The organism is Corynebacterium accolens (assembly GCF_023520795.1).
GTDB lineage: Bacteria > Actinomycetota > Actinomycetes > Mycobacteriales > Mycobacteriaceae > Corynebacterium > Corynebacterium accolens.
In genome coordinates this window covers 745,190-769,075 of record NZ_CP046605.1, presented here as the reverse complement: position 1 = coordinate 769,075, position 23,886 = coordinate 745,190, and the positions used below count along the sequence as shown (strand labels likewise).

Annotated in this window: 20 protein-coding genes and 3 rRNA genes; 9 read left to right on the top strand and 14 right to left on the bottom strand. The window is 58.1% G+C overall.

Annotated features, from left to right (window positions below; all coding sequences use genetic code 11):
• Nucleotides 1-70: 70 nt before the first annotated feature.
• The 3 genes from CACC_RS03720 to CACC_RS03710 all read right to left on the bottom strand — a co-directional run bounded on the left by CACC_RS03720 (nt 71) and on the right by CACC_RS03710 (nt 2,817).
• Complete coding sequence (locus tag CACC_RS03720) at nt 71-934, bottom strand: aldo/keto reductase (protein WP_005279844.1); 864 nt, start codon at nt 932-934, stop codon at nt 71-73.
• 109 nt (nt 935-1,043) lie between these two features.
• Entirely contained in the window at nt 1,044-1,403 is a 360-nt protein-coding gene (locus CACC_RS03715; RefSeq protein WP_005279843.1) for an FKBP-type peptidyl-prolyl cis-trans isomerase, read from the bottom strand.
• Between the two features lie 121 nt (nt 1,404-1,524).
• Nucleotides 1,525-2,817 carry a citrate synthase gene (locus tag CACC_RS03710; protein WP_005279842.1) on the bottom strand — a complete coding sequence of 431 codons (1,293 nt, stop codon included), beginning with the start codon at nt 2,815-2,817 and terminating at the stop codon, nt 1,525-1,527.
• Nucleotides 2,818-2,974: 157 nt separating this feature from the next.
• On the opposite strand from CACC_RS03710, the gene serC reads away from it, so the two are divergent.
• The 3 genes from serC (at nt 2,975) to CACC_RS03695 (ending at nt 5,882) form a co-directional block, all read left to right on the top strand.
• On the top strand, nt 2,975-4,093 hold the full coding sequence (gene serC, locus CACC_RS03705; protein WP_005279841.1) for a phosphoserine transaminase: 1,119 nt from the start codon (nt 2,975-2,977) through the stop codon (nt 4,091-4,093).
• A gap of 106 nt (nt 4,094-4,199) precedes the next feature.
• Entirely contained in the window at nt 4,200-5,048 is an 849-nt protein-coding gene (gene sepH, locus CACC_RS03700) for a septation protein SepH (RefSeq protein ID WP_005279840.1), read from the top strand.
• A 3-nt stretch (nt 5,049-5,051) separates the two neighbouring features.
• Complete coding sequence (locus tag CACC_RS03695; protein WP_005279839.1) at nt 5,052-5,882, top strand: DUF6928 family protein; 831 nt, start codon at nt 5,052-5,054, stop codon at nt 5,880-5,882.
• Here CACC_RS03695 and CACC_RS03690 read toward each other — a convergent pair.
• From CACC_RS03690 to CACC_RS03680, 3 genes are read right to left on the bottom strand one after another with little or no spacing between them, the layout of a single operon-like run.
• Nucleotides 5,843-6,649, bottom strand: a complete 807-nt coding sequence (locus CACC_RS03690) for a TrmH family RNA methyltransferase (protein WP_005279837.1) — start codon at nt 6,647-6,649, stop codon at nt 5,843-5,845. The two genes, CACC_RS03695 and CACC_RS03690, sit on opposite strands and share 40 nt — an antisense overlap.
• A 10-nt stretch (nt 6,650-6,659) precedes the next feature.
• Nucleotides 6,660-8,063: an NCS2 family permease gene (locus tag CACC_RS03685; protein WP_035108583.1), complete on the bottom strand. Its 1,404-nt coding sequence runs from the start codon at nt 8,061-8,063 to the stop codon at nt 6,660-6,662.
• A 50-nt stretch (nt 8,064-8,113) separates the two neighbouring features.
• On the bottom strand, nt 8,114-8,782 hold the full coding sequence (locus CACC_RS03680) for a DUF3027 domain-containing protein (protein ID WP_005279833.1): 669 nt from the start codon (nt 8,780-8,782) through the stop codon (nt 8,114-8,116).
• Nucleotides 8,783-8,787: 5 nt separating this feature from the next.
• Between CACC_RS03680 and CACC_RS03675 the strand changes: the two genes are divergently transcribed.
• Both CACC_RS03675 and CACC_RS03670 read left to right on the top strand, forming a co-directional pair.
• The gene (locus CACC_RS03675; protein WP_005279830.1) at nt 8,788-9,594 is read left to right on the top strand and encodes a glutaminyl-peptide cyclotransferase; all 807 of its coding nucleotides are present in this window, start codon (nt 8,788-8,790) and stop codon (nt 9,592-9,594) included.
• A 6-nt stretch (nt 9,595-9,600) separates the two neighbouring features.
• Nucleotides 9,601-10,134 carry a DUF2771 domain-containing protein gene (locus CACC_RS03670; RefSeq protein ID WP_005279829.1) on the top strand — a complete coding sequence of 178 codons (534 nt, stop codon included), beginning with the start codon at nt 9,601-9,603 and terminating at the stop codon, nt 10,132-10,134.
• Here CACC_RS03670 and CACC_RS03665 read toward each other — a convergent pair.
• The gene (locus CACC_RS03665; RefSeq protein ID WP_005279828.1) at nt 10,131-10,511 is read right to left on the bottom strand and encodes a cold-shock protein; all 381 of its coding nucleotides are present in this window, start codon (nt 10,509-10,511) and stop codon (nt 10,131-10,133) included. The two genes, CACC_RS03670 and CACC_RS03665, sit on opposite strands and share 4 nt — an antisense overlap.
• Before the next feature lie 295 nt (nt 10,512-10,806).
• On the opposite strand from CACC_RS03665, the gene CACC_RS03660 reads away from it, so the two are divergent.
• On the top strand, nt 10,807-11,427 hold the full coding sequence (locus CACC_RS03660) for a resuscitation-promoting factor Rpf1 domain-containing protein (protein ID WP_005279827.1): 621 nt from the start codon (nt 10,807-10,809) through the stop codon (nt 11,425-11,427).
• Nucleotides 11,428-11,473: 46 nt separating this feature from the next.
• Here CACC_RS03660 and CACC_RS03655 read toward each other — a convergent pair whose 3' ends face one another.
• Nucleotides 11,474-11,659: a hypothetical protein gene (locus CACC_RS03655; RefSeq protein ID WP_005279826.1), complete on the bottom strand. Its 186-nt coding sequence runs from the start codon at nt 11,657-11,659 to the stop codon at nt 11,474-11,476.
• Nucleotides 11,660-11,724: 65 nt separating this feature from the next.
• Here CACC_RS03655 and CACC_RS03650 point away from each other — a divergent pair, with 65 nt between their 5' ends.
• From CACC_RS03650 to CACC_RS03640, 3 genes are read left to right on the top strand one after another with little or no spacing between them, the layout of a single operon-like run.
• Nucleotides 11,725-13,752 (top strand): helicase-associated domain-containing protein, encoded by a 2,028-nt coding sequence (locus CACC_RS03650; protein ID WP_005279825.1) that lies wholly within the window; start codon nt 11,725-11,727, stop codon nt 13,750-13,752.
• Entirely contained in the window at nt 13,749-15,374 is a 1,626-nt protein-coding gene (locus tag CACC_RS03645; RefSeq protein WP_005279824.1) for a DNA repair helicase XPB, read from the top strand. Before CACC_RS03650 ends, CACC_RS03645 begins: the two co-directional genes overlap by 4 nt.
• A complete protein-coding gene (locus CACC_RS03640; protein WP_005279823.1) occupies nt 15,371-16,003 on the top strand; it encodes a DUF3239 domain-containing protein in 633 nt (210 codons plus the stop codon). Before CACC_RS03645 ends, CACC_RS03640 begins: the two co-directional genes overlap by 4 nt.
• A gap of 59 nt (nt 16,004-16,062) precedes the next feature.
• Here the strand turns inward: CACC_RS03640 and CACC_RS03635 are convergent, their stop codons facing one another.
• The 6 genes from CACC_RS03635 to CACC_RS03610 all read right to left on the bottom strand — a co-directional run bounded on the left by CACC_RS03635 (nt 16,063) and on the right by CACC_RS03610 (nt 23,359).
• On the bottom strand, nt 16,063-16,326 hold the full coding sequence (locus CACC_RS03635; protein WP_023017564.1) for a type II toxin-antitoxin system RelE family toxin: 264 nt from the start codon (nt 16,324-16,326) through the stop codon (nt 16,063-16,065).
• On the bottom strand, nt 16,310-16,546 hold the full coding sequence (relB, locus tag CACC_RS03630; protein ID WP_005279821.1) for a type II toxin-antitoxin system RelB family antitoxin: 237 nt from the start codon (nt 16,544-16,546) through the stop codon (nt 16,310-16,312). The genes CACC_RS03635 and relB overlap by 17 nt, the downstream gene beginning before the upstream one ends.
• Nucleotides 16,547-16,682: 136 nt before the next feature.
• Entirely contained in the window at nt 16,683-17,864 is a 1,182-nt protein-coding gene (locus CACC_RS03625; protein WP_005281849.1) for a hypothetical protein, read from the bottom strand.
• A gap of 113 nt (nt 17,865-17,977) precedes the next feature.
• A 5S ribosomal RNA gene (rrf, locus tag CACC_RS03620) occupies nt 17,978-18,095 on the bottom strand.
• 155 nt (nt 18,096-18,250) lie between these two features.
• Nucleotides 18,251-21,330, bottom strand: a 23S ribosomal RNA gene (locus CACC_RS03615).
• Nucleotides 21,331-21,841: 511 nt separating this feature from the next.
• Nucleotides 21,842-23,359 (bottom strand): 16S ribosomal RNA (locus CACC_RS03610).
• Together the 16S, 23S and 5S rRNA genes form the textbook arrangement of a ribosomal RNA operon.
• Nucleotides 23,360-23,886: the final 527 nt, after the last annotated feature.

The following is a 23,886-nucleotide window of genomic DNA, read 5'->3' as shown; positions in this document are numbered from 1 at the left end:
TCAGCCATCCTGCACAGCAAAAGCCACCGACGACGCCGTCGCCGGTGGCCCCTTAACCCGAGGTGTGTTCTTAGCCCTCCGCGCCCGGGAATTCGCGGGGGTCATTAAACATGCGGCCAAAGCCTTCTTGACCTTCCAAGGAGTCAATCGCTGCGATTTCATCCTTGCCCAGCTCCAGCTCCGCGGCGGCCAGGTTCTCCTTGAGCCGCTCGCTGCGGGCAGACTTCGGAATAACGGAAATGCCCTTGGCCATCAGGTACGCCAGCACCACCTGGCCCTCGGTAGCCTCGTGCGCGGCGGCAATCTTTTCAATCTCCGGGTTATTGAGCACCACGCCGCGCGCCAGCGGCGACCACGCCTCGGTCACGATGCCGTGCTTGTGGTGGAATTCGCGCAGCTCCGGCTGGGTGAACCCAGGGTGCAGCTCCACTTGGTTGAGCACCGGGGTAATACCGGTCTTGTCAATGAGATCCTCGAGGACCTCCTCGTAGAAGTTAGCAACACCAATGGAAGCGATCTGGCCCATCCCCTGCAGGCGGGCAATGGATTCAAAGGTCTCCACGTACAGCCCGCCCTGTGGCCACGGCCAGTGGATGAGGTACAGGTCCAAGTAATCCAGCTTCAGCTTCTCCATGGATTCCTGGAAGGCTTGTTCCGCCTTCTGCGCGCCGTAGTGGGAGTGCCAGACCTTGGAGGTGATAAACAGGTCCTCGCGGCTGACATCGCCCGCGTCAATGGCCTGGTGGAGCGCAGTACCCAAGGCCTCTTCGTTCTTGTACAGCGTCGCCGTATCAAAGTGGCGGTAGCCCAGGTCAATGGCTTCGCGGACTACGCGAATGCATTCATCATCATTGAGCTTGTAGGTGCCCAGACCGAGCTGGGGCATCTCGCGGTCATCATTGAAAGAAATAGTTGGCACAGTCATAGTTCCCATTGTGCCCCAGTTTCCCGTCTTATGCGGGCACTTGAAAGAACTAAGGCCCCAGTACAACGAAAAACCGGCTCCCCTTTTTCGGGAGCCGGTTCAACGTTTTTAGCGCAGTTTAGTCGGCGCGGATCAGGTCAATGATAAAGACCAGGGTGCGGCCGGACAGCGGGTGCGCACCGCCGGCGGGGCCGTAGGCCTTTTCCGGCGGGATGATGAGTTGACGGCGACCGCCCACCTTCATTCCCGGGATGCCCTCTTGCCAGCCGGCAATGAGACCGGTCAGAGGGAACTCGATGGACTGGCCACGGTCCCACGAGGAATCGAATTCTTGGTTGGTCTCATATTCGGCACCAACGTAGTGGACCTCCACTACGCCACCAGGCTGGGCTTCAGCGCCATCGCCTACGACGATGTCCTCGATGACGAGGTCGGTCGGCGCCGGGCCAGACTGGGCTTCAATAACAGGTTTATCCATGGGGATTATTCTCCTTGGGAAATCTAGTTTGTTCGTGCGGTCGCAATAAAACCGAACCGAGCTGCACCAATTATAGTGCTCAAGCCCGATTCGGCTGAATTGGGGCGACCAAAAGCGCTATTTAGCGCTCACTGCGAGGGGTAACCTTGCGCAGGGTTTCACCGGTGTAAATCTGGCGAGGACGGTTGATCTTGGTGTTCATCTCCAGCTGCTCGCGGTACTGAGCGATCCAGCCCGGCAGGCGGCCGATGGCGAAGAGGACAGTGAAGAAGTCCGTCGGGAAGCCCATGGCGCGGTAAATGAGGCCGGTGTAGAAGTCCACGTTCGGGTAGAGCTTGCGGGAGACGAAGTAATCGTCATTCAACGCGATCTCTTCCAGCTTCATGGCCAGGTCCAGCATTGGGTCGCCGCCCAGGTGATCGATGATCTCGTGTGCGGTTTCCTTGACGATGGCCGCGCGTGGGTCGTAGTTCTTGTACACGCGGTGGCCGAAGCCCATCAGGCGAACGCCCTTTTCCTTGTTCTTCACGCGGTTCATGAAGTCGGTAGCGTCGCCGCCGTTGTTCTTCTCGATGTCCTCGAGCATCTCCAGCACGGCCTGGTTAGCACCACCGTGCAGCGGGCCGGACAGGGCGTTGATGCCGCCGGCGATGGAGACGAACATGTTGGCCTGTGCGGAACCAATCATGCGGACGGTGGAGGTGGAGCAGTTCTGCTCGTGGTCAGCGTGCAGGATGAGCAGCTTGTCCAGCGCCTTGGAGACAACCGGGTCAACCTCGTACTCCTCGGTGGGGTAACCGAACATCATGCGCAGGAAGTTCTCGCGCGCGTTCAGGTTGTTATCCGGGTACATATATGGCTTGCCCTGGGATGCGCGGTAAGCGTAAGCGGCCAGCATCGGCACCTTAGCCAGCAGGCGAACGGTGGCCTTGTCCAGCTGCTCCTCATCCAGTGGGTCCAGCTGGTCTTGGTAGTAGCTGGAGAGAATGTTCACGGAGGAAGCAAGCACGGCCATCGGGTGGGCATCGCGCGGGAAGATGTTGAACTGCGCCTTAAAGTCCTCGTCCAAGAGGGTGTGGTGGCGGATGGCGCTATTGAACTGCGACAGTTCCTGCTCATCCGGCAGGTGGCCCTTAATCAGCAGGTAGGAAACCTCATTGAAGGTGGCGTTATTTGCCAATTCAGCAATATCGTAGCCACGGTAGCGAAGGATGCCCTCCTCACCGTTAATAAAGGTAATCTTGGACTCGGTGGAGCCGGTGGAGGTGTAGCCGGGGTCGAAGGTAACAAGCCCGGTTTCCTTGCGGAGCTTGGAGATATCGAAGCCGGAATCGCCCTCAGTGGACTGCTTGATATCCATCTCGTACTCGTTGCCAGCGTGCTTGAGTACTACCTTGTTTTCTTCAGTAGACACGGAATTTCCTTTCCCTGTTAAAGAGTTCTTTAAGGCACTAACTTAGACAAGTCAGCCTTATACCTATTCACACTCTAGCAAACTTTGTGATTCTGCCAACAAGTTTACAGGCATCAAAATACCTGCCGTACAACCGGAACTGTTCTACACTGGCGGCATGAGTACTCCAGAAATCACCCTGCCAGCAGATCTCTTGCCTTCCGATGGCCGCTTTGGCTGCGGCCCCTCCAAGGTGCGCCCCGCCCAGATCGAGGCCATAGACCCCGCTATCGTGGGCACCTCGCACCGCCAGCCGGCGGTGAAAAACCTCGTGGGATCCGTACGCGAGGGCTTAAGCGATCTGTTCTCGCTTCCTGAAGGCTACGAGATCGTCCTGTCTTTGGGCGGCGCCACCGCTTTTTGGGACGCGGCTACCTTTGGCCTCATCGAACGCCGGTCGGCCCACCTTACCTTTGGCGAGTTCTCCACCAAGTTTGCCAAGGCAGCCTCCAAGGCCCCGTGGCTCGATGCCCCGGCTCTTACCGAATCCCCCGCCGGCACCGCCCCGGATCCGCGCGAGCTTGCGGCCGATGCCGATGTCGCCGCCTGGGCCCACAATGAAACCTCGACCGGCGCGATGACGGAGGTCGTTCGCCCCCACCCCCACAACGACCAGCAGCTCGTGCTTGTCGATGCCACCTCTGGCGCCGGCGGCCTTCCCCTCAATATTGCAGAGACCGACGTGTACTACTTTTCGCCGCAGAAGTGCTTTGCTTCCGACGGCGGACTCTGGCTCGCCGCGATGTCCCCGGCGGCCTTAGAGCGCATCGAAAAGATCAACAACTCTGACCGCTTCATTCCGGAGTTTTTGAACCTGCAGACCGCGGTGAATAACTCCCGCAAGAACCAGACCTATAACACCCCGGCGATAGCCACCCTGCTCATGCTGGATAACCAGATTCAGTGGATGAATGACAACGGCGGGCTCGACGGCATGGTCAAGCGCACCACCGAGTCCTCCTCCACGCTGTACAACTGGGCCGAAGCCCGGCCGGAGGCCACCCCGTTCGTCAGCGATCCGGCAGCGCGCTCCCTAGTCGTGGGCACCATCGATTTCGATGACTCCGTGGATGCTGCCCACCTTGCCGCGACCCTGCGCGCCAACGGCATCCTCGATGTCGAGCCGTACCGCAAGCTCGGCCGCAACCAGCTGCGCGTGGGCATGTTCCCGGCGATTGAGCCTGGGGACATCGCCAAGCTCACGCAGTGCATCGACTACGTGCTGGATGCCAACTAAGTCATCAACATGCCCCGCCGCCTCGCATGGCGCGGGGCCTTTTCGCGTTATAGTTGACTGCATCACAGATCCGTCCTTCCGTCGATAGGCAAAGGAGCGCCACACTATGCGCGAGCTGTTTCTCGTTGACAGCGAATCGAGCGAAGACTCATTGGTGCTACGCACCGAAGAAGGCGAAGAGTTTTCCCTTCCCATCACCGATGAGCTGCGTTCCGCCCTCACGCCCGCCGCTAGCAAGCCGGAGCCGCCGAAGCTAGCGCCGATGCCGAAGCCCTCCCACGAAGAGGAAGAAAAGCAGATCCGGCCGGCAGAGATCCAAAACCGCATCCGTGCCGGTGCCTCCACCGCGGAGCTCGCGGAAGAGATGCATGTCGATGAATCGCGCATCGAGCCCTTCGCCTACCCGGTCATGCTGGAGCGCAACCGCATTTCTGAGGTGGCCAAGCAGGCCCACCCGGTGCGCGAAGACGGCCCGGCCAAGCTCACCCTGTGGGAAGTACTGGCGAGCTCCTTTGCCGCCCGCGGCCACTCCCTCTCGGAGTCCACGTGGGATGCCTACCGCCACCAGGGCGAGCCGTGGGTAGTGCGCGTGACCTGGAAGGCTGGCCTTTCTGAAAACGAGGCGGAATGGACCTTCAAGCAGTCCATGTCCTCCCCCGCTACGGTCGAGGCCCGCAACTCGGTCGCGGCAGATCTTACGGACCCGGACTTCGTGCAGCCGGTGCGATCGCTGACTTCCTTGGGCAGCGGCCGCTACGACGAAGCCATTGACGGCGATCAGCCCGCCAATGTCACCGATATTTCCGGTTCCAGCGAAGAGACGGAAGAAGACGAATTCCTGCAGAATCCGTCCTCCGAGCCCAAGCCCTCGAAGCGCCGCCGCAAGGCCGTCACCCCACACTGGGAGGACGTGCTCTTGGGCGTTCGCTCCAATACCAAGCGCCCGAGGGACTAAACAGTGGACATCTCTCATGCCGTCCTCACGCTGTGGTACATCTCCAAGCCCGGCGCCGAAGAAGTTCTCAAGACCGAACCCAAGGCGGACCGCGGTTTCGGCCGCAAGTTCCTAGCCCAGCTCAACCCCAAGTTCCCGGTCACCCCGATTGGGCAATTCCCCCTGAACCGCTCCGCGCAGACGGATCCGAATGAGTACTACATCGGCGGCTACCCAGGGATTGCCGTGGTGCAAACGGTCTGCGAGGGCGATTCCGTCCTATTATCCCAACTGCCGAATGACCTCTTAAGTGCAATCCCTGCCCAGCGGGTTATTGCCCTAGTCAGCAACGCGAACGAGGACTATGCGGGTTTCGCGCTGTGGGAAAGCGGTGAGCTCAAGCGCAGCTTGTGTGCCTCCCGCGACCGTCTCTACGAGGACACCGGCCTGCCCGAGCCCTTCGAGGCACCGTTTTGGGCCGGCGAAAAGGACGAATCCCTCGGCGGTATTTCCCTGCCGTTTCGGCCCCACAGCATCATGGAGGCCGCCCAAGAACACTGGTTGGGCATCACCGTGGGACAGGAAGGCCCAGACCTGGATGTCGTGGGTTATGCCGTGGACGGGCGCCCAGAACCCAAGATCGATCCGCCGAAGCCAAAGCAACCGGTCAGCGAGTTCGCCGCCCAATCAGCGAATAGGCTGGGCCTGAACGATTATGACGACTACGAGGACCACGATGCCGAGCCGGATTCCACCGGCGATGAGATCCTTTCTACCGCCAAGCACCTCGGCTCGTTGATTGGCAATTGGCTGCGTCAGACGTTCAGGTCGCTCAAGGAACGCTGGCGCTCATAAAAGGAAATGGCGGCCGCGGTCGCAACATTTAGAGAATCGGTACCTGGGGCCATCGGTATCCGCGCGCGGATATCGGTGGCCTTCATTGCGTGCTCGGTAAGCCCGGGGCCCTCCGCGCCTACCAGCATGGCCACTTTGTCCTGCCCGTGCATGGCCTCTGCCAGGTGCACCGCCTGGGGGTTGGGGGTTAAGGAAATGAGGGTAAAGGAGGCATCGGCAAGCGCCTGCAGCGAGCGCTGCCAGGTGGTGAAACCGCCCTCTAAATGCGCAAACGGCACGCGCAGCACGTGGCCCATGGATACGCGCACCGAGCGGCGATAGAGCGGATCCGCAGCACCCGAGCCGAGCAAGACAGCATCCACGTTCATGCCGGCCGCGTGGCGGAAGATGGCGCCGATATTTTCATGATCCCCCACGCCCTCCAGCACGGCGATGGTGCGGGCCTGCTCCAGGATCTCGCCCACCTCCGGCTCTGGGGCGCGGTCCGCTGCGGCAACCAAACCGCGGTGCATATCGAAGCCCGCGACCTCTGCAAGGGTCTCGCGCGAGACCTCGTAGACGGGGCACTCGGGCTCGCCATACTCGGCAAAGAAGGCCTCCAGCTTCTGGGGAAAGCCCACGAGGCAGCGCATGGGGAACCGCGATTCCATAAGGCGGGCGGCCACCAAGGGGCCTTCTGCAATGACCAAACCCTCGCCAGATTTATCGGATTTATTGAGGTTCCGAATATCGTCCAGGCGAGGGTCACGGGGATCAGAAATATGCATGCCTTCCAGGCTAGCCGATGGCCTCCGAAATCGGATCGATGCCAAAGTAAATGACGAACAAGCCCGCCAGTAGCCACATGATCCAGTGCACCTGCTTGGCCTTACCAGCAAAGGTGGACATGAGCGCGAAGGTAATAAAGCCCACGCCGATGCCGTTGGCAATCGAATAGGTAAACGGCATGACCACGATGGTTAAAAACGCCGGGATGGCCACTTCCATGCGAGTCCACGGGATATCCGTGAGCTGCGCGGCCATCATCACGCCGACGATGACCAGCACCGGCGCAGCGGCCTCGATGGGCACGATTTCATAGAGCGGGGTGAAAAACATGGCGGCGATAAACAGCAGGCCGGTCATGATATTGGCCAGGCCGGTGCGGGCGCCATCGGCAATGCCGGCAGAGGAATCCGCAAAGACGGTATTCGAGGATGCCGAGCCCAGACCACCGGCCACCGCGCCGGCGCCTTCCACGACCAGCGCCTTCTTCATGCCCGGCAGATTGCCGTTGTCATCCACGAGCTTGGCCTGCTTGCCCAGACCGGTCATGGTGCCCATGGCATCAAAGAAGTTGGTCAGCAGCAGGGTGAAGATAAGCAGGACCGTGGAAATCACGCCAATATTGGCAAAGGCGCCCACCAGGTTCACATCGCCCACGATGGAAAGATCCGGCAGGCCTCCCAGCGCCTCCGGGCTCTCCGGGGCGGCCATGCCCCAGTCCTCGGAGTCCGTGAGCGCCTGAACAATAAAAGCAATCACGGTGTTAAGGATGATGGCAATAAAAAGCCCGCCCGGCACATTGCGGATGACCATGAAGGCACAAATAATAAGACCAATGACAAAGACCACCGCCGGCCAGGTGGCAATCGAGCCATTAATGCCCAGCCCCACCGGCACGGTGGTCTGTGCGGCATCGGGCACGCGGGTGACGAACCCGCCATCCACGAAACCGATCATGGCGATGAACATGCCAATGCCCACGCCCATCGCGGCCTTCATCGGCTGCGGGATGGCGTCAAATACCGCGGTGCGGAATCCGGACACGGCGAGCAGGACGATGATAAGGCCCTCGATTACCACGAGGCCCATTGCTTCTTGCCAGGTCAGCCCGCTGGTGGCGACCATGCTGACGGCAACGAAGGTATTCATGCCCAGGCCCGCGGCCATGGCGAAGGGGTACTTCGCAATCGCACCGAAGGCAATGGACATCACGCCGGCGACCAGCGCCGTGGCGGCCGCAACCTGCGGCACGCCTAAGGTATAGCCCTCCGCGTCCGGGCTCGTGCCCAGGATCAGCGGGTTGAGCAAAATAATGTATGCCATGGCGAAGAACGAGACCGTTCCCGCGCGTAGCTCGGTTCCGATGGTGGAACCGCGTTCAGAAATGTGGAAATAGCGATCGAGAGTGGCTTTCACGCCGTGCCCTTTCACGTAGAGCGGTATTTTTACGCCCTAAGTGTGCTGCCTTAATCCTCAAAATCAAAATCTTGGTAAATGGGCTTTTCATCATCGAAGGCCGCGGCCGGCGCCTTCTCCTCGCTCACCCGCGTCTGCGAATGCGCACCGCAACCGTAGCGCGCATGTACAACGCGACCATCGGCGGAATACTCGTTGGCGCATACCCCAAAGTTATCCATGAATTGCATATAAAAAGCGCACGTGCGGCACTGCAGGTGCGCCTTGGCCGCCATCTCCGAGGTTGGGCCATATTCTTCTTGCCAGCGATGCTTGGCATCCGCCAGCCCCTTGGCGGAAAGCTCATCTCCATTCAGGCGCTCATCATCGATGGCCGGCGGCATGAGGTCTCCCGGGCCCAAATCCCCCGGCAGCACGCGATCCTCATACGGCACCCACTCCGGGGCCTGCAGCGCCTCCCCGCCCGGCACCAGCGCCACCTCGTTGACGGTGACGTGGCGCGAGCCATCCGCGCACGCGAGCACGGCCTGCCATTCCCATCCTGGGTAGCCCGGCATATCCGCCGCAAAGCGATGGGTGACAACGTTGCGGCCCATTCCGGCGACGCCCCTATGCTTGCCGATGCCCCCTTCCCCCACCTCTTCCAATGCCTCACGCGCAATGCGTACGGCGCGGGAATCGATCAACGGATTTGCTTTTCGCTTACTCACGCCCCTCATTATTCATGATGGCCCGCCAACAGTGGTACATATGGTGCATGTCGTTTCTCCGCCGCGCCGCGCTCATTGCCGTGCCCTGCTGCGCCTTAACAGCCTGCTCTTCTGATGCTTCTGAATCTTCCTCCCCCGAGCACCTATCAGTGGAAGTCCTCGATATCGCGCCGCTGCCAGAGAACTCCTTTACGCAAGGCCTAGAAGAAGACGGAGAGGGCAACCTCCTGCTCGGCACCGGGCAATGGGGCGAATCCAAGCTCATCCGCTTCTCCCCTGAAACCGGCGAGGTCCTCCAAGACCATGCCCTGGATGACTCGCTTTTTGGGGAAGGCATTACCCAATACGGCGATTCCATCTGGCAATTGACCTGGAAGCGCGGGCAGGCCCTGCGCTATGACGGCGACTTCCAGCGCACTGGGACCGCCACCTATACCGGCGAAGGCTGGGGGCTTTGTGCCAACCAGGACGAGCTCATCATGTCCGATGGCACCTCTACCCTGCGGCACATGGATCCGGAAACCTTTGCGGAGCGCTCCACCACCGAGGTCACCCTCGAGGGCTCGCCCGTAGAGGATCTCAACGAGCTGGAATGCGTGGACGGTGATGTCTATGCCAACGTGTGGCAGACCAACGATATCTACCGCATCGATCCCTCCTCTGGGGAGGTCACCGCGGTGATTTCTACCGATGCCATCGATAAATCGAAATACACCGATCCCGATGATGTCTTAAACGGCATCGCGCATATCGAGGGCACCGATGAATTCTGGCTTACCGGCAAGCGGTGGGATGAGCTCTACCGCGTTCGAGTAAAGTAATGGGCCATGGCAACCCGTAAGGAAGCAAGGAAAAAGTCGCTGCTACAAATCCTCGCGCTCATCGTGGTCGTGGCGGTCATCGTCGCCTCCGCGGTGATCTTCCAGAGCTGGCGCAATTCGCGGCCAGGCCCTGAGCCGAGCGAGATTGCGATTACCGCCTCCGTGGGGGATAACACCAAGGAGGTCACGCCCTACCTCGTATGCGAGCCGGGAACCGATTGCCCTGAAGGCGATGTCCCCCAGCTAACCGTGGGCGAGGATGACACCTTGCATCTTGAAATCCCCGAGGAGATTTCTAATCACGAATGGAAGGTGCTGTCCATTTATGATGACCCCGCCGCCAATGATGAGACCTCTCACGGTGCGAATGAAACGACCGAGGTAGATATCCCCGGTTCGGTAGATCCCATCGAGGCATCGACTGGCGAGCGCCCCCGGCTCATGGTGGTGGAGGTCTCCTCCCTCATGATTGGCACCGACGACGATGGCGAAGAAACCCCCCTCGCCACCGTGTGGTCCCTATCCACCATGGATAATTAACTATCTAAATCCTTCGCAATCGCGCGGAGGATTTCTGCTACTTGGCGCCCGGTCTTGCGCTCGGGGTAGCGCCCCGAGTTCAGCACCGGCTGCACCTGGGATTCCAGCAGGGTCATGACATCAGAGACCATGCTGCCGAGCTCTTCCGGCTTGCGCGACGGCGTGCGGCGGCGTGGCTTATCCAGCACGCGCACCCGCAGCGCCTGCGGCCCGCGGCGCCCCGCCGCAAAATCGAATTCGATGCGCTGGCCCGGAAAGATTTCTTCTACTCCCTTGGGCAGGACATTCCGGCCAACGTAGACGTCTTCATCGCCCGGGTTGCTAACGAAACCGAAACCTTTCTCGGCGTCATACCACTTCACTTTGCCAATGGGCATAGGTATCCACCTCTTCTCTTGGGTAAATTCTTAAGTTTAGCTGGAAGTTATACAGAACAGAAGTTCCACATGTAATGTGATACAGTTCACACCGCCGCGCCTACCTGCGGAAACTTTGCGGACAGAACCACAATAGTCTCAATTCTTTCCCATTTAGTGCCCAGAACGTGACTATTTCGTTATAAACCGCTACGCTGGCCCCCAGTGTCGCCGCAAAGAAGGTTTCCCCGCCCATCCTTTCTTCTAGGCGCAAAACATTTCCACGAAAACGGGCACCACGGAAAGGACTACTTTTATGGGACGCCACTCCGCTAAGACTAACCACTTTGCTGCTAAGTTCACCGCAGGCACCGTTGCCTTGGGTGCAGCCGCCGCCATCATGGCACCGAACGCCGCCGCCGCCCCTGACTCCGACTGGGATCGCCTCGCACAGTGTGAGTCCGGCGGCGACTGGCACATCAACACCGGCAATGGCTACCACGGCGGCCTGCAGTTCAACGCGCAGACTTGGCAGGCATACGGCGGCGGTGAATTCGCCCCTACTGCTAACCAGGCAACCCGCGAGCAGCAGATTGTCATCGCTGAGCGCACCCTGGCTAACCAGGGCTGGGGCGCATGGCCCGCATGCTCGGCCTCCCTCGGCCTGAACTCCGCGCCGACCGAGCGCACCGCTCCTTCCGCACCCGCTGAGGCACCGCAGCCAGTGCAGCAGGCAGTAGAAAACAAGTCCGATGAGCTCGCCGTAGACGCCGTCTACAACCTCATCAAGGACACCGCTAACGCTTATGGCCTGCAGCTGCCGGCGCAGTTCACCGACTTCTACCACGCCAACCGCCACGACTTTGATGCGTTCTACTCCGCAAACCGCAACGTCATCGACCCGGTTGCACAGCTGGTTGAGAACTTCAGCCGCTAACAAGCGCATAAAAATTCCCCTTGCCTTTCACGGCAAGGGGAATTTTTTAGCGGTTGATGCGGGTATAAGGGTGAACGTAGTTCAACTTCTCTGCCGGCATCGGCAGCACCAAGTCATCGCCGTAGGGGCTGGAAGCACCAGCAAAAGGCGCAGAAATTTCCGTAATTGCATGCTCGCGGTGTTCATTGTCCGGCCACGCCGGGGAAACAAAGCCATTCTTTTCATTCGACATAGCTTTATTATTTCAAACCTCGGGCAAAAACGTAACTCAATCGGGCGCTAAAATTGTGATTTATCATGACTCAGTCCTCCCACCTCCCGCATTTTCGCACCTGGCTTAATTCCCTTTCAGAAGAGGAACTGGCCACCATCCTTCGCCACCGCCCCGACGTTTTAACCCCGCTGCCGCCCTCCATCGCGGCACTGGCCACGCGGCTCCTCTTGCGCACCTCCATCGCCCAAGCGCTAGCGGAGTGTAACGCGCAGCAGTTGGCGGAGCTGGAGGACATCGCCAAGCGCGGCGGCGAGCTTGCAGAGGTAGAAGACCACAATCCCGCCATAACCCGCGAACTCAAGGACCGCGGCCTCGCCTTCGGCGCGGTGCAGATTCCGCCGGAGGTCATGCCCGCGCTGCCCACCGGCTGGTCGCTGCTTAATCAGCTCGAGGTATCGCCCGCGACAATCGATGCCCTTGCTGAAGACGAACGCCACGTCCTTGCCACCCTGGCGCGCTCCAATGGCATCGGTAGCACCCGCGAGACCAATCCGTCCCACCCGGTGCCGCGCTTGATTGCCAAGCAGCTCTTGCAGCGCGTGGATTCCCAGACCGTTCGCCTGCCGCGCGAGGTGCACCGCGCGATGAAGGGGCACACCGTCCCGCACATTCCCACCGAGCCCTCCGCGCGGCGCGGCGAGCCCACCGCTGACCGCAAGGCCGATGACGCCGGCACCGCCGCGGGCCTGTCCGTGGTGCGCGGCATGCAACAGCTCATTTCTGCCCTGGGTGCCCGGCCGATCGAGCTGCTCAAGGATAAGACCGTCGGCGTGCGCCCCCTTGCCCAGCTCAGCAAGCAGCTGGACATCGCGGAACTAGAACTGCGCCGCCTGATTACGCTTGGTCTATCTGCGCGGCTTATCAACCGCGGCGAACCATCCGGGTACGAGGGAAACTTCCTCGCGCCGACCGATTCCGCCCAAGAGTGGCTCGATGCAGGATTAGCCGCGCAGTGGCGCGTGCTTCTCGTGGCCTGGGAACACTCCCCCTGGACCCCGTGGGAATCTGGCCGGGTACTCGCCGCCAGCACCGACCGCCTGCCCAAGTTCCGCCGGCGTATCCTCGATGTTTACCTCCACTCCGCAGAGCCGCTTTCCGCAGCTGAATTTCAAGCGGACCTGCATTTTTCCTTTCCGCTTTTTGCCACGCATACCTCCCCAGAGACCATCGATGAGCTGCACCACGAGGCGGAATGGATAGGTGCCATCGCGCTCGGGCGAGCTACCAGCGTGCTCATCGATGGCTTCGCTGCGGCCGATGCCTTAACCCCAGACACCATCGATTATTTCCTGATTCAAGCGGATATGACCGTGCTCGTGCCAGGGCCCCTCGAGCCTGCCGCCCATCACACCCTGGAGTCCCTCGCGGACCTAGAATCGCCCGGTTTAGCCAGCGTCTACCGCATCAGCGATGCCTCACTCCGCCGCGGCCTCGACCGCGGGATGACGGGCACAGAGATCCGCGACTTCTTCGCCTCGCATGGCGATGTCCCGCATACGCTGGAGTTCCACATCGAGGACATCGCCGGGCGCCACGGCACCCTGCGCTCCGGACCGGCCCTATCCTACCTGCGCAGCGAGGACCCAGCCCTCTTACACATCGCAATGAAGGCCGCCCCGCTGCGCCTGCTCGCCCCCACGGTCGCGATTTCCCAGCTGCGCGTCAGCGACCTGTTGGAGCGCCTGCGCGAGTACGGACTCTCCCCCGCCGCCGAGGACGAAAATGGCGCCAGCCTGTCCATCGCGCCCGAGCCCGCAACGCTGCCAACGCCCAGCCCACGCGGCCAAGCCGCACCGCCCGATATCACGCGTGCGCTGCGCAATCTCACCACTGGGGAGGCTCCAAGCCTGCCCAACCTGGATCTGGTCCACGCCGCCGCACGTACCGCACGCCCCATCACCATTGGCTATGCCGATAAAAATGGCAATACCAAGACCCGCACCGTTACCCCGCTTACCGTCGCCGGCGGCCAAATCGATGCCCGCGCCGCCGATGGCTCCACCATCCGGTTTCCCTTGCACCGCATCACCTCCGTTACCCTAGACGCATGAACGGACCACTGATTGTGCAGTCAGACAAGACCGTCTTGCTGGAAGTCGATCATCCAGATTCCGCCGCTGCGCGCACCGCCCTCGCACCGTTCGCGGAGCTGGAACGCGCCCCCGAACACGTACATACCTACCGCATTACTTCCCTGGCGCTATGGAATGCCCGCGCCGCCGGACACGACGCCGAGCAGGTCGTCGATGTCCTCGAAACCTACTCCCGGTTCCCGGTCCCGCAATCGCTGCTTGTCGATGTCGCCGAAACCATGTCGCGCTACGGCCGCGTCCGCCTCCACGCCCACCCCGCCCACGGGCTCATCCTCGAGTCGGAAGAGCCCGCCATCCTTACCGAGCTCTCCCGGGGCAAAGTAGGAAAACTGCTTGGTGCGCGCATCGATGACAACACCATCGCCGTCGCGCCCTCCGAGCGCGGCCGCCTCAAGCAGGAACTCCTCAAGGCCGGCTGGCCCGCCGAAGACCTCGCCGGCTATATCGACGGCGAATCCCACCCCATCTCACTCAACGAGGACGGCTGGCACCTGCGCGATTACCAGGAATACGCCACCGATGCCTTCTGGTCCGGCGGCTCCGGCGTCGTCGTGCTGCCCTGCGGTGCCGGCAAAACCATCGTGGGAGCCGCCGCCATGGCAAAGGCGCAATCTACCACCCTCATCTTGGTCACCAATACCGTTGCTGGCCGCCAGTGGCGCGACGAGCTCCTGCGCCGCACGACGCTTTCCGCCAACGACATCGGCGAGTACTCCGGTGAAAAGAAAGAAATCAAGCCGATTACCATCGCCACCTATCAAGTGGTCACGCGGAAAACAAACGGTGAATACCGCGCCCTCGAGCTCTTCGATTCCCGCGACTGGGGCCTTATCATCTACGACGAGGTCCACCTGCTTCCCGCACCCGTATTCCGCATGACCTCAGACTTGCAATCGCGGCGCCGGCTAGGGCTTACCGCCACCCTCGTGCGCGAGGATGGCCGTGAAGGCGATGTGTTCTCCCTCATCGGCCCGAAGCGTTACGACGCGCCGTGGAAAGAGCTGGAAATGGCCGGCTATATCGCCACCGCGGAGTGCATCGAAGTCCGCGTGGATATGGATCCGGAAGAACGCATGCTCTATGCCACCGCGCAGCCGCGCGATCGCTACCGCATCGCTGCACAGGCCTCGGCCAAGCTCCGCGCCGTCGATAAGATCCTTGCTTCCCACGACCAGCAAGCGCTCATCATCGGCGGATACGTGGACCAACTGCGCGAATTAGGTGAACACCTCGATGCCCCCGTCATTGATGGCACCACCTCTACCGCCAAGCGCGAAAAACTTTTCCAGCAATTCCGCGAGGGCGAGCTGGCCATCCTCGTCGTTTCCAAGGTGGCCAACTTCTCCATTGACCTGCCCGAAGCTGCACTAGCCATCCAGGTCTCCGGCACCTTTGGCTCCCGCCAAGAAGAGGCCCAACGCCTCGGCCGCCTGCTGCGCCCGAAGGAAACCGAGGCGCTCTTTTATACCCTGGTCACCCGCGACAGCCTAGATGCGGACTACGCCATGCACCGCCAACGCTTCCTCGCCGAGCAAGGATATGCCTACCGGCTCATGGACGCAGTAGACTTAGGCCAATGAAGATCTTTAAGTTCGACGTTGACGAGTCCTTTGCCAAGGCCAATAACGAGTTATTGCGTGATTCCAACCGGCTTCGCGTGTCCGGGCTTATCTTCGGCCTCATCCTGATCATCGCCGGTGCCGCTGTTTGGTGGAGCTTTTCCTGGGGAATCACCTTGGGCTTAGGGCTCATCCTCTTTGGCATCGTCGTTGCCATCGTCGGCGTCGCCGCCGCAAGCAAGGTAGGAACGGCCCAATCCCTCTATGATTCTTATCCGCTCGCTCCCGCCGTCATCGCACAGGTCAACGAACGAGATATGATCCTTCTTGCCTTGGTAAATACTAATGTGGATCCGTCCCTTCCCCCACGCTGGGGCGCGTGCCTGCGCACGGTGTCTTCCATCCCCGGCGTCCAACGCACCGTTGGCACCAAGGTTCCGGTCGCCGCCGTATCCGGCCAGCGTTCCACCTCCGATAAAGAGCATTGGCAGCAAATCTCCCCCATGCCCATTGCTTGGGGAACCCCCGATGCTGAAACCGTCACCATCGCCCGCAAATCCATCCCCCAGGAACAATGGCAGCGCCTAGAGCGCGCCCGCAAGCGGCTTTCCGATGTCAAAGCAACCCGCTATGACCTACTCGTCCTCTAGCTAGGACTCTCAAGCACCAGATTGTTTCTGGTGCTTTTTCTTTTACCTATGTCAAATGGCTAAAGGTAAATATTGCGTCGGTGTCCTACATCGATGACGTTGACGACCACAGCTTCATCGAGGATAGAAACAATCACCCGATAATCCCCTACTCTCCATCGCCACAATCCAGACTTGTCCGCAACGAGTCCTTTACCGCGCACACGGGGATCGTCTAACTCTGCTACCTCGCGAAGAAACTTACTGATTTGTTTCTGCACGGGTTTGTCAAGCTTCCGAAACGACTTTGCCGCACGCGGGGTGAACTCAATCGACCAAGCCACACTCGTCCTCTAAGTCCTGCAGGGAGATTGTGTCCAATTCTCCGCGTCGTGCTGCTTCGGCTTCGGCTTCAAGCGCATACACATACTCAAGTTCATCTAGGTAGGAATCTAGGGCCTTGCGAAGATAGAAGGCCCCAGTCCGCCCAGTCCGCGAAGCAAGCGCATCTAGGCGCTCTTTCTGCTTCGCGTTAACGCGCAAACTAATTACTGACTCGCTCATGTAAACATGTTTACAACAAGTAAAGCGATTTGTACACCACCCTGTGAGCATTGCCGGCGCTTTGCTGTGGTCACGTCGTACTGCTGACTCCCTTCTCACCCATAGGCACAAATTGAGCGTTTTCTCGGTAGCCGAATCAAGTGATAAAGGAAACCTCGTCCAGTCTCCTTAAGACGACATACCGCTCTGCATAGCGGCACCGTAGATCTGTCAAGAGCGTGTTGAAATCCGCATCCCAGGGCGCTCCCAGCTCCGACGACTTTTCTCTCATGGTCTGCAGCAGCTCGATGCCCATGTCACGACCGACCTTCGTCGAATCTAGGTAAGTTGTGACATTGTCGCGAACGAAAGGAAGGACCTGCGCCGGGAGGTCATCGAGGAACCGTTGCGCCATTGGCCGTTCCATTCCCGCCTTAACGACGGTGCTCCAGGCAAGTCCAGGGTCTTCAAGGCACAAGTGCTGAAACATCACCAAATCCCATGGCTTATCCTCCAACGTGTGTTGTATATGCGCCGCCGATTCCGCCTTGTCGGGGGCGACTGCATAGAGTTCCTGAGCGGACGGTAGTTCCGGGTACGTATCGAATACTTTTCGGGCGACGCGTTCCGAATGTTCGGGAAAATGCTCCCTGGCAAGAACAGCCCAACCCGAGGCTATATTTCGGGTTTCCTCCACGGCGCACTCGTTAACCGCCTTCTCGGACCAATCGAAGGCAAGACCATAGCGGCCGATGTCACAAAGGCCGCCAATGATCTCCTCATATCGCAACGCCGCACTTCCCTTGAGACCATGGGTCCGAAGAACGGCTTCAGCACTGCCTTCAAGCACCGCTAGCCGACGCCCCACGTAGCCACCGACCTGTTGTGAAGCATACCACGAGCGGATGCAGGCCACGCCCTCTTCCCCGAGAGCAGGTGCCAAAAAGACTGGGTCGAGGTCTATTTCTTCGGCCGGAAGAATCTCATTCATTCGTATAAACCAATCAGCCAAAGCGCTACCGGAGTAACTAGCTTGCTGCGCCGCGAAAGGAACTACCCGCGCCAAGACTTCGCCGGCATCCCTTACGGCATGGGCATAGTCATTCACCCTCGGAATAGTCTTGAGGACCTCTTCTACTGCGTCTAGGGAAACAAGCACAATGTCGGATGGACTCGGCGGCATAATGCCGAGAAGTTGCGCAGGATCCTCCACTGCCTGTTCTAATAGCTCAGCGGCTTCATATATTCGGTCGCTGTAATAAACGGCGCGGGAACCCTTGTACAGGTCTGGGTCATTGGTCCGAACGAGAGCGGTTACCGCCTGTGCAAGAGTCCTCATAGGCTTCATTATAGAAAATTATGGGATCACGAAAAAGAGGGGCAAAGACTCCGTAGAAATCGGTGCCCTTGCCCCTCTCGGTACGAACTTTATTTTGTTGTTTTGTTGTTTGGTGTCGGCGGTGACTTACTCTCCCACAACCTCCCGGTTGCAGTACCATCAGCGCGTACAGGCTTAGCTTCCGGGTTCGGAATGGGACCGGGCGTTTCCCTGCAGCTATGAACCACCGACAAACCTATCAGAACACTACCCACTGTGTGTGGTGTTGTGTCAGATACTGCATAGTGGACGCGACACACACGATAATGTGTATTTTTGTTTGTTTACTCGCTAAACAAGAACACTCTTCAACTTCCCTTAAACCACATGGTGTTTGGGTTGTTGTGGTGTGTTTGTTTTGGTCAATTAGTACCAGTAGCCTTCACACCTTACAGTGCTTCCAAGTCTGGCCTATCTACCCCATAGTCTTTAGGGGACCTCAAAAGAAACCTCATCTTAAAACAGGCTTCCCGCTTAGATGCTTTCAGCGGTTATCCCTTCCGTACGTAGCCAACCAGCGATACCCCTGGCGGGATAACTGGCACACTAGAGGTACGTCCGTCCCGGTCCTCTCGTACTAGGGACAGCCTTCTTCAAGTTTCAACGCGCGCGGCGGATAGAGACCGAACTGTCTCACGACGTTCTGAACCCAGCTCGCGTGCCGCTTTAATGGGCGAACAGCCCAACCCTTGGGACCTACTCCAGCCCCAGGATGCGACGAGCCGACATCGAGGTGCCAAACCATCCCGTCGATATGGACTCTTGGGGAAGATCAGCCTGTTATCCCCGGGGTACCTTTTATCCGTTGAGCGACACCACATCCACAAGTAGGTGCCGGATCACTAGTCCCGACTTTCGTCCCTGCTCGACATGTCTGTCTCACAGTCAAGCTCCCTTGTGCACTTACACTCACCACCTGATTGCCAACCAGGCTGAGGGAACCTTTGGGCGCCTCCGTTACATTTTGGGAGGCAACCGCCCCAGTTAAACTACCCACCAGGCACTGTCCCCAACCCAGATCATGGGCCAAGGTTAGATGCTCAATCCGATCAGAGTGGTATTTCAACAACGACTCCACCACCACTAGCGTGACGGTTTCACAGTCTCCCACCTATCCTACACAAACCGAACCAAACACCAATACCAAGCTATAGTGAAGGTCCCGGGGTCTTTTCGTCCTGCCGCGCGTAACGAGCATCTTTACTCGTAATGCAATTTCACCGGGCCTGTGGTCGAGACAGCAGAGAAGTCGTTACGCCATTCGTGCAGGTCGGAACTTACCCGACAAGGAATTTCGCTACCTTAGGATGGTTATAGTTACCACCGCCGTTTACTGGGGCTTAAATTCTCAGCTTCGCAGCCAAAAGACTACTAACCGGTCCTCTTAACCTTCCAGCACCGGGCAGGCGTCAGTCCATATACATCAACTTAACGTCTTCGCATGGACCTGTGTTTTTGATAAACAGTCGCTTCCCTCTATTCTCTGCGACCCCACAACACTCCAACCGCAAGGGTCTTCACATCACAGGGCCCCCCTTCTCCCGAAGTTACGGGGGCATTTTGCCGAATTCCTTAACCACAGTTCACCCGAACGCCTTAGTATCTTCAACCTGACCACCTGTGTCGGTTTAGGGTACGGGCCATACACACACTCGCTAGAGGCTTTTCTCGACAGTACAGGATCACCACCATCAACCCTCATAGGGTCTACGCATCACGCCTCAACCTATATGTGCGGCGGATTTACCTACCACACGGCCTACACGCTTACACCACCAATCCAATAAGTGGCGCGGCTACCTCACTGCGTCACCCCATCACTTGAACCACACATCAGGCCCCACGACATCAACACCACCAACACTCAAAAAGTGAAAAGGTAGCGTATCCGCAGTGGTTAGTATCCGTGCTTTATCATGGGCGCACATGTACGGGTACCAGAATATCAACTGGTTATCCATCGACTACGCCTGTCGGCCTCGCCTTAGGTCCCGACTCACCCTGGGAAGACGAACTTGACCCAGGAACCCTTAGTCATCCGGCGGTAAGGATTCTCACCTTACAATTCGTTACTCATGCCTGCATTCTCACTCGCACACAGTCCACGCCTCCTCACGGTAACGCTTCCACCCATGCACGACGCTCCCCTACCCAAACAACAAAAAATTGTTGCTTGCCGCGGCTTCGGCGGTGTACTTGAGCCCCACTACATTGTCGGCGCAGAACCACTCGACCAGTGAGCTATTACGCACTCTTTCAAGGATGGCTGCTTCTAAGCCAACCTCCTGGCTGTCTTCGCGATCCCACATCCTTTTCCACTTAGTACACCCTTAGGGGCCTTAACCGGCGATCTGGGCTGTTTCCCTCTCGACTATGAAGCTTATCCCCCACAGTCTCACTGCCGCACAACACAATTGATGGCATTCGGAGTTTGGCTGACATTGCTAAGATTGTAGTCCCGCTCAACCAACCAGTCGCTCTACCTCCACCAAGCTAATACGACGCTGCACCTAAATGCATTTCGGGGAGAACCAGCTATCACGGAGTTTGATTGGCCTTTCACCCCTACCCACAGCTCATCCCCGCAGTTTTCAACCTACGTGGGTTCGCGCCTCCACAACCTCTTACAGCTGCTTCACACTGGCCATGGGTAGATCACCCCGCTTCGGGTCCAGGACATGCCACTTATCACCCCATTAGGATTCGGTTTCCCTACGGCTACCCCACACGGGTTAACCTCGCGACATGCCGCTGACTCGCAGGCTCATTCTTCAAAAGGCACGCCATCACACAATAAAAAGTGCTCTGACGGATTGTAAGCACATGGTTTCAGGAACTATTTCACTCCCCTCCCGGGGTACTTTTCACCATTCCCTCACGGTACTATCCACTATCGGTCACACTGAGTATTTAGGCTTACCGGGTGGTCCCGGCAGATTCACAACAGATTCCACGAGCCCGTTGCTACTCGGGAACCCAACAACCCCCACATCATCATCTTCAGCTACAGGACTCTCACCTACTCCGGTGGGCCATTCCAAACCACTTCACCTAACAACAATGCAAAAAAGGGCGTGCCACTGGTAGATGACACAAAATCAGGCCCCACAACACCGCACACACAACCCCTACCAGGTATCACATGCACACGGTTTAGCCTCATCCACGTTCGTTCGCCACTACTAGCAGAATCATTATTATTTTCTCCTCCTACGGGTACTGAGATGTTTCACTTCCCCGCGTAACCCCCACAACAGCTATGAATTCACTGAAGGGTAACCCCACATAACCAGGGCCAGGTTTCCCCATTCGGACATCCTCGGATCAACGCTTTATTGACAACTCCCCGAGGCTTAACGCAGCCTTACACGTCCTTCATCGGCTCAGCATGCCAAGGCATCCACCATGCGCCCTAAATAACGAACACACCAACCACCACACACAAACCACACAACACAAAGGTCACACAATCCGTATGCAGTGGCAACAAGTGAACTTGACAAAATAAACAAAAAGAAAAATCACATCACACACACAAGACACCACCCACAAAAGCAGGCGGCATCATGTGAGATGCTCGCGTCCACTATACAGTTCTCACACAACACCCCAAACCAGCAACAAACACCACCACAATGAATGGCATCCATCAACCAGTCAGGCACACACAAAAGGGGATAATGCCCCAGACACCCAACAATGCACCAACGTACAATCAACACTCATTTTTGCCTGCATGGACACTTTTACGCATGTCACAAAGCACTGTCTCAACACTTAGACCCTGCTGATTAAGGTGTATGTCCTACCCGGAATTTCCAAATTCGGTGGCAGCAGAACACTCGCCTACTCAACCACCAACCCACCATCAAACAACAGTGGACAACCCACAACTGTGGGTCATGGCTGCAACTGCAGCCAAAATAAAAGCTCCTTAGAAAGGAGGTGATCCACCCGCACCTTCCGGTACGGGTACCTTGTTACGACTTCGTCCCAATCGCCGATCCCACCTTCGACGGCTCCCTAACACGTTTAGGCCACCGGCTTCGGGTGTTACCAACTTTCATGACGTGACGGGCGGTGTGTACAAGGCCCGGGAACGTATTCACCGCAGCATTGCTGATCTGCGATTACTAGCGACTCCGACTTCATGGGGTCGAGTTGCAGACCCCAATCCGAACTAAGGCCGGCTTTCAGCGATTCGCTCCACCTCACAGTGTCGCAGCGCGTTGTACCGACCATTGTAGCATGTGTGAAGCCCTGGACATAAGGGGCATGATGATTTGACGTCATCCCCACCTTCCTCCGAGTTAACCCCGGCAGTCTCTCATGAGTCCCCAACCAAATGCTGGCAACATAAGACAAGGGTTGCGCTCGTTGCGGGACTTAACCCAACATCTCACGACACGAGCTGACGACAACCATGCACCACCTGTACACCAACCACAAAGGGAAACTACATCTCTGCAGCGATCTGGTGTATGTCAAGCCCAGGTAAGGTTCTTCGCGTTGCATCGAATTAATCCACATGCTCCGCCGCTTGTGCGGGCCCCCGTCAATTCCTTTGAGTTTTAGCCTTGCGGCCGTACTCCCCAGGCGGGGCGCTTAATGCGTTAGCTACGGCACGAAAGTCGTAGAAAGACCCTCACACCTAGCGCCCACCGTTTACGGCATGGACTACCAGGGTATCTAATCCTGTTCGCTACCCATGCTTTCGCTCCTCAGCGTCAGTAACTGCCCAGTAACCTGCCTTCGCCATCGGTGTTCCTCCTGATATCTGCGCATTTCACCGCTACACCAGGAATTCCAGTTACCCCTACAGCACTCAAGTTATGCCCGTATCGCCTGCACGCCCGGAGTTAAGCCCCAGAATTTCACAGACGACGCGACAAACCACCTACGAGCCCTTTACGCCCAGTAATTCCGGACAACGCTCGCACCCTACGTATTACCGCGGCTGCTGGCACGTAGTTAGCCGGTGCTTCTTATCTAGGTACCGTCACAAAAAGCTTCGTCCCTAGCGAAAGGAGTTTACAACCCGAAGGCCTTCATCCCCCACGCGGCGTCGCTGCATCAGGCTTGCGCCCATTGTGCAATATTCCCCACTGCTGCCTCCCGTAGGAGTCTGGGCCGTATCTCAGTCCCAATGTGGCCGTACACCCTCTCAGGCCGGCTACCCGTCGCCGCCTTGGTAGGCCATTACCCCACCAACAAGCTGATAGGCCGCGAGCTCATCCTACACCGAAAAAACTTTCCAACCACCACACTAAAGATGGTTCCTATCCGGTATTAGACCCAGTTTCCCAAGCTTATCCCGAAGTGCAGGGCAGATCACCCACGTGTTACTCACCCGTTCGCCACTCGAGTACCCTGCAAGCAGGGCCTTTCCGTTCGACTTGCATGTGTTAAGCACGCCGCCAGCGTTCGTCCTGAGCCAGGATCAAACTCTCCACAAAAAGAATTTCAGAACAACAAAATCCTGAAAAGGCCGTGAAAAGCCCAAACCTAACCAAAAGAACAAACCACCACAAACCCACAAAAGCAGGCCCATGCTGGCGTCCAAAAATTACTACAAAGAAAAAATCACTGCCTCCCCAACCCGACGGGGCACAAAAAAGGGAGACAAAAAAGTTGAACACAATCACATGCCAACCAATCCATCAATGCAGCCGAAACACTAAACAGTATTCAAAAAGATGCGTATTCCAACACCTTACCGGCACACACCAACCAACAAACCAAATCTAGGCTTGCCGGCCAACAGACCAATCAACACACAACCATGCACACAAAAATAAAAAATAAGTACATTGGCACACTATTGAGTTCTCAAACAACATCCACACACCACAAGAAAATTAACCAAACGTTAACCTCTCAGCGGCGGCTCGTACCAACCTACCCAACAACCTGAACCAAGTCAAATCCTCGAGCCAAGTCAGTACAAAAAGTCACTCAAAAGTAACCAACCGGCTACCTCTCG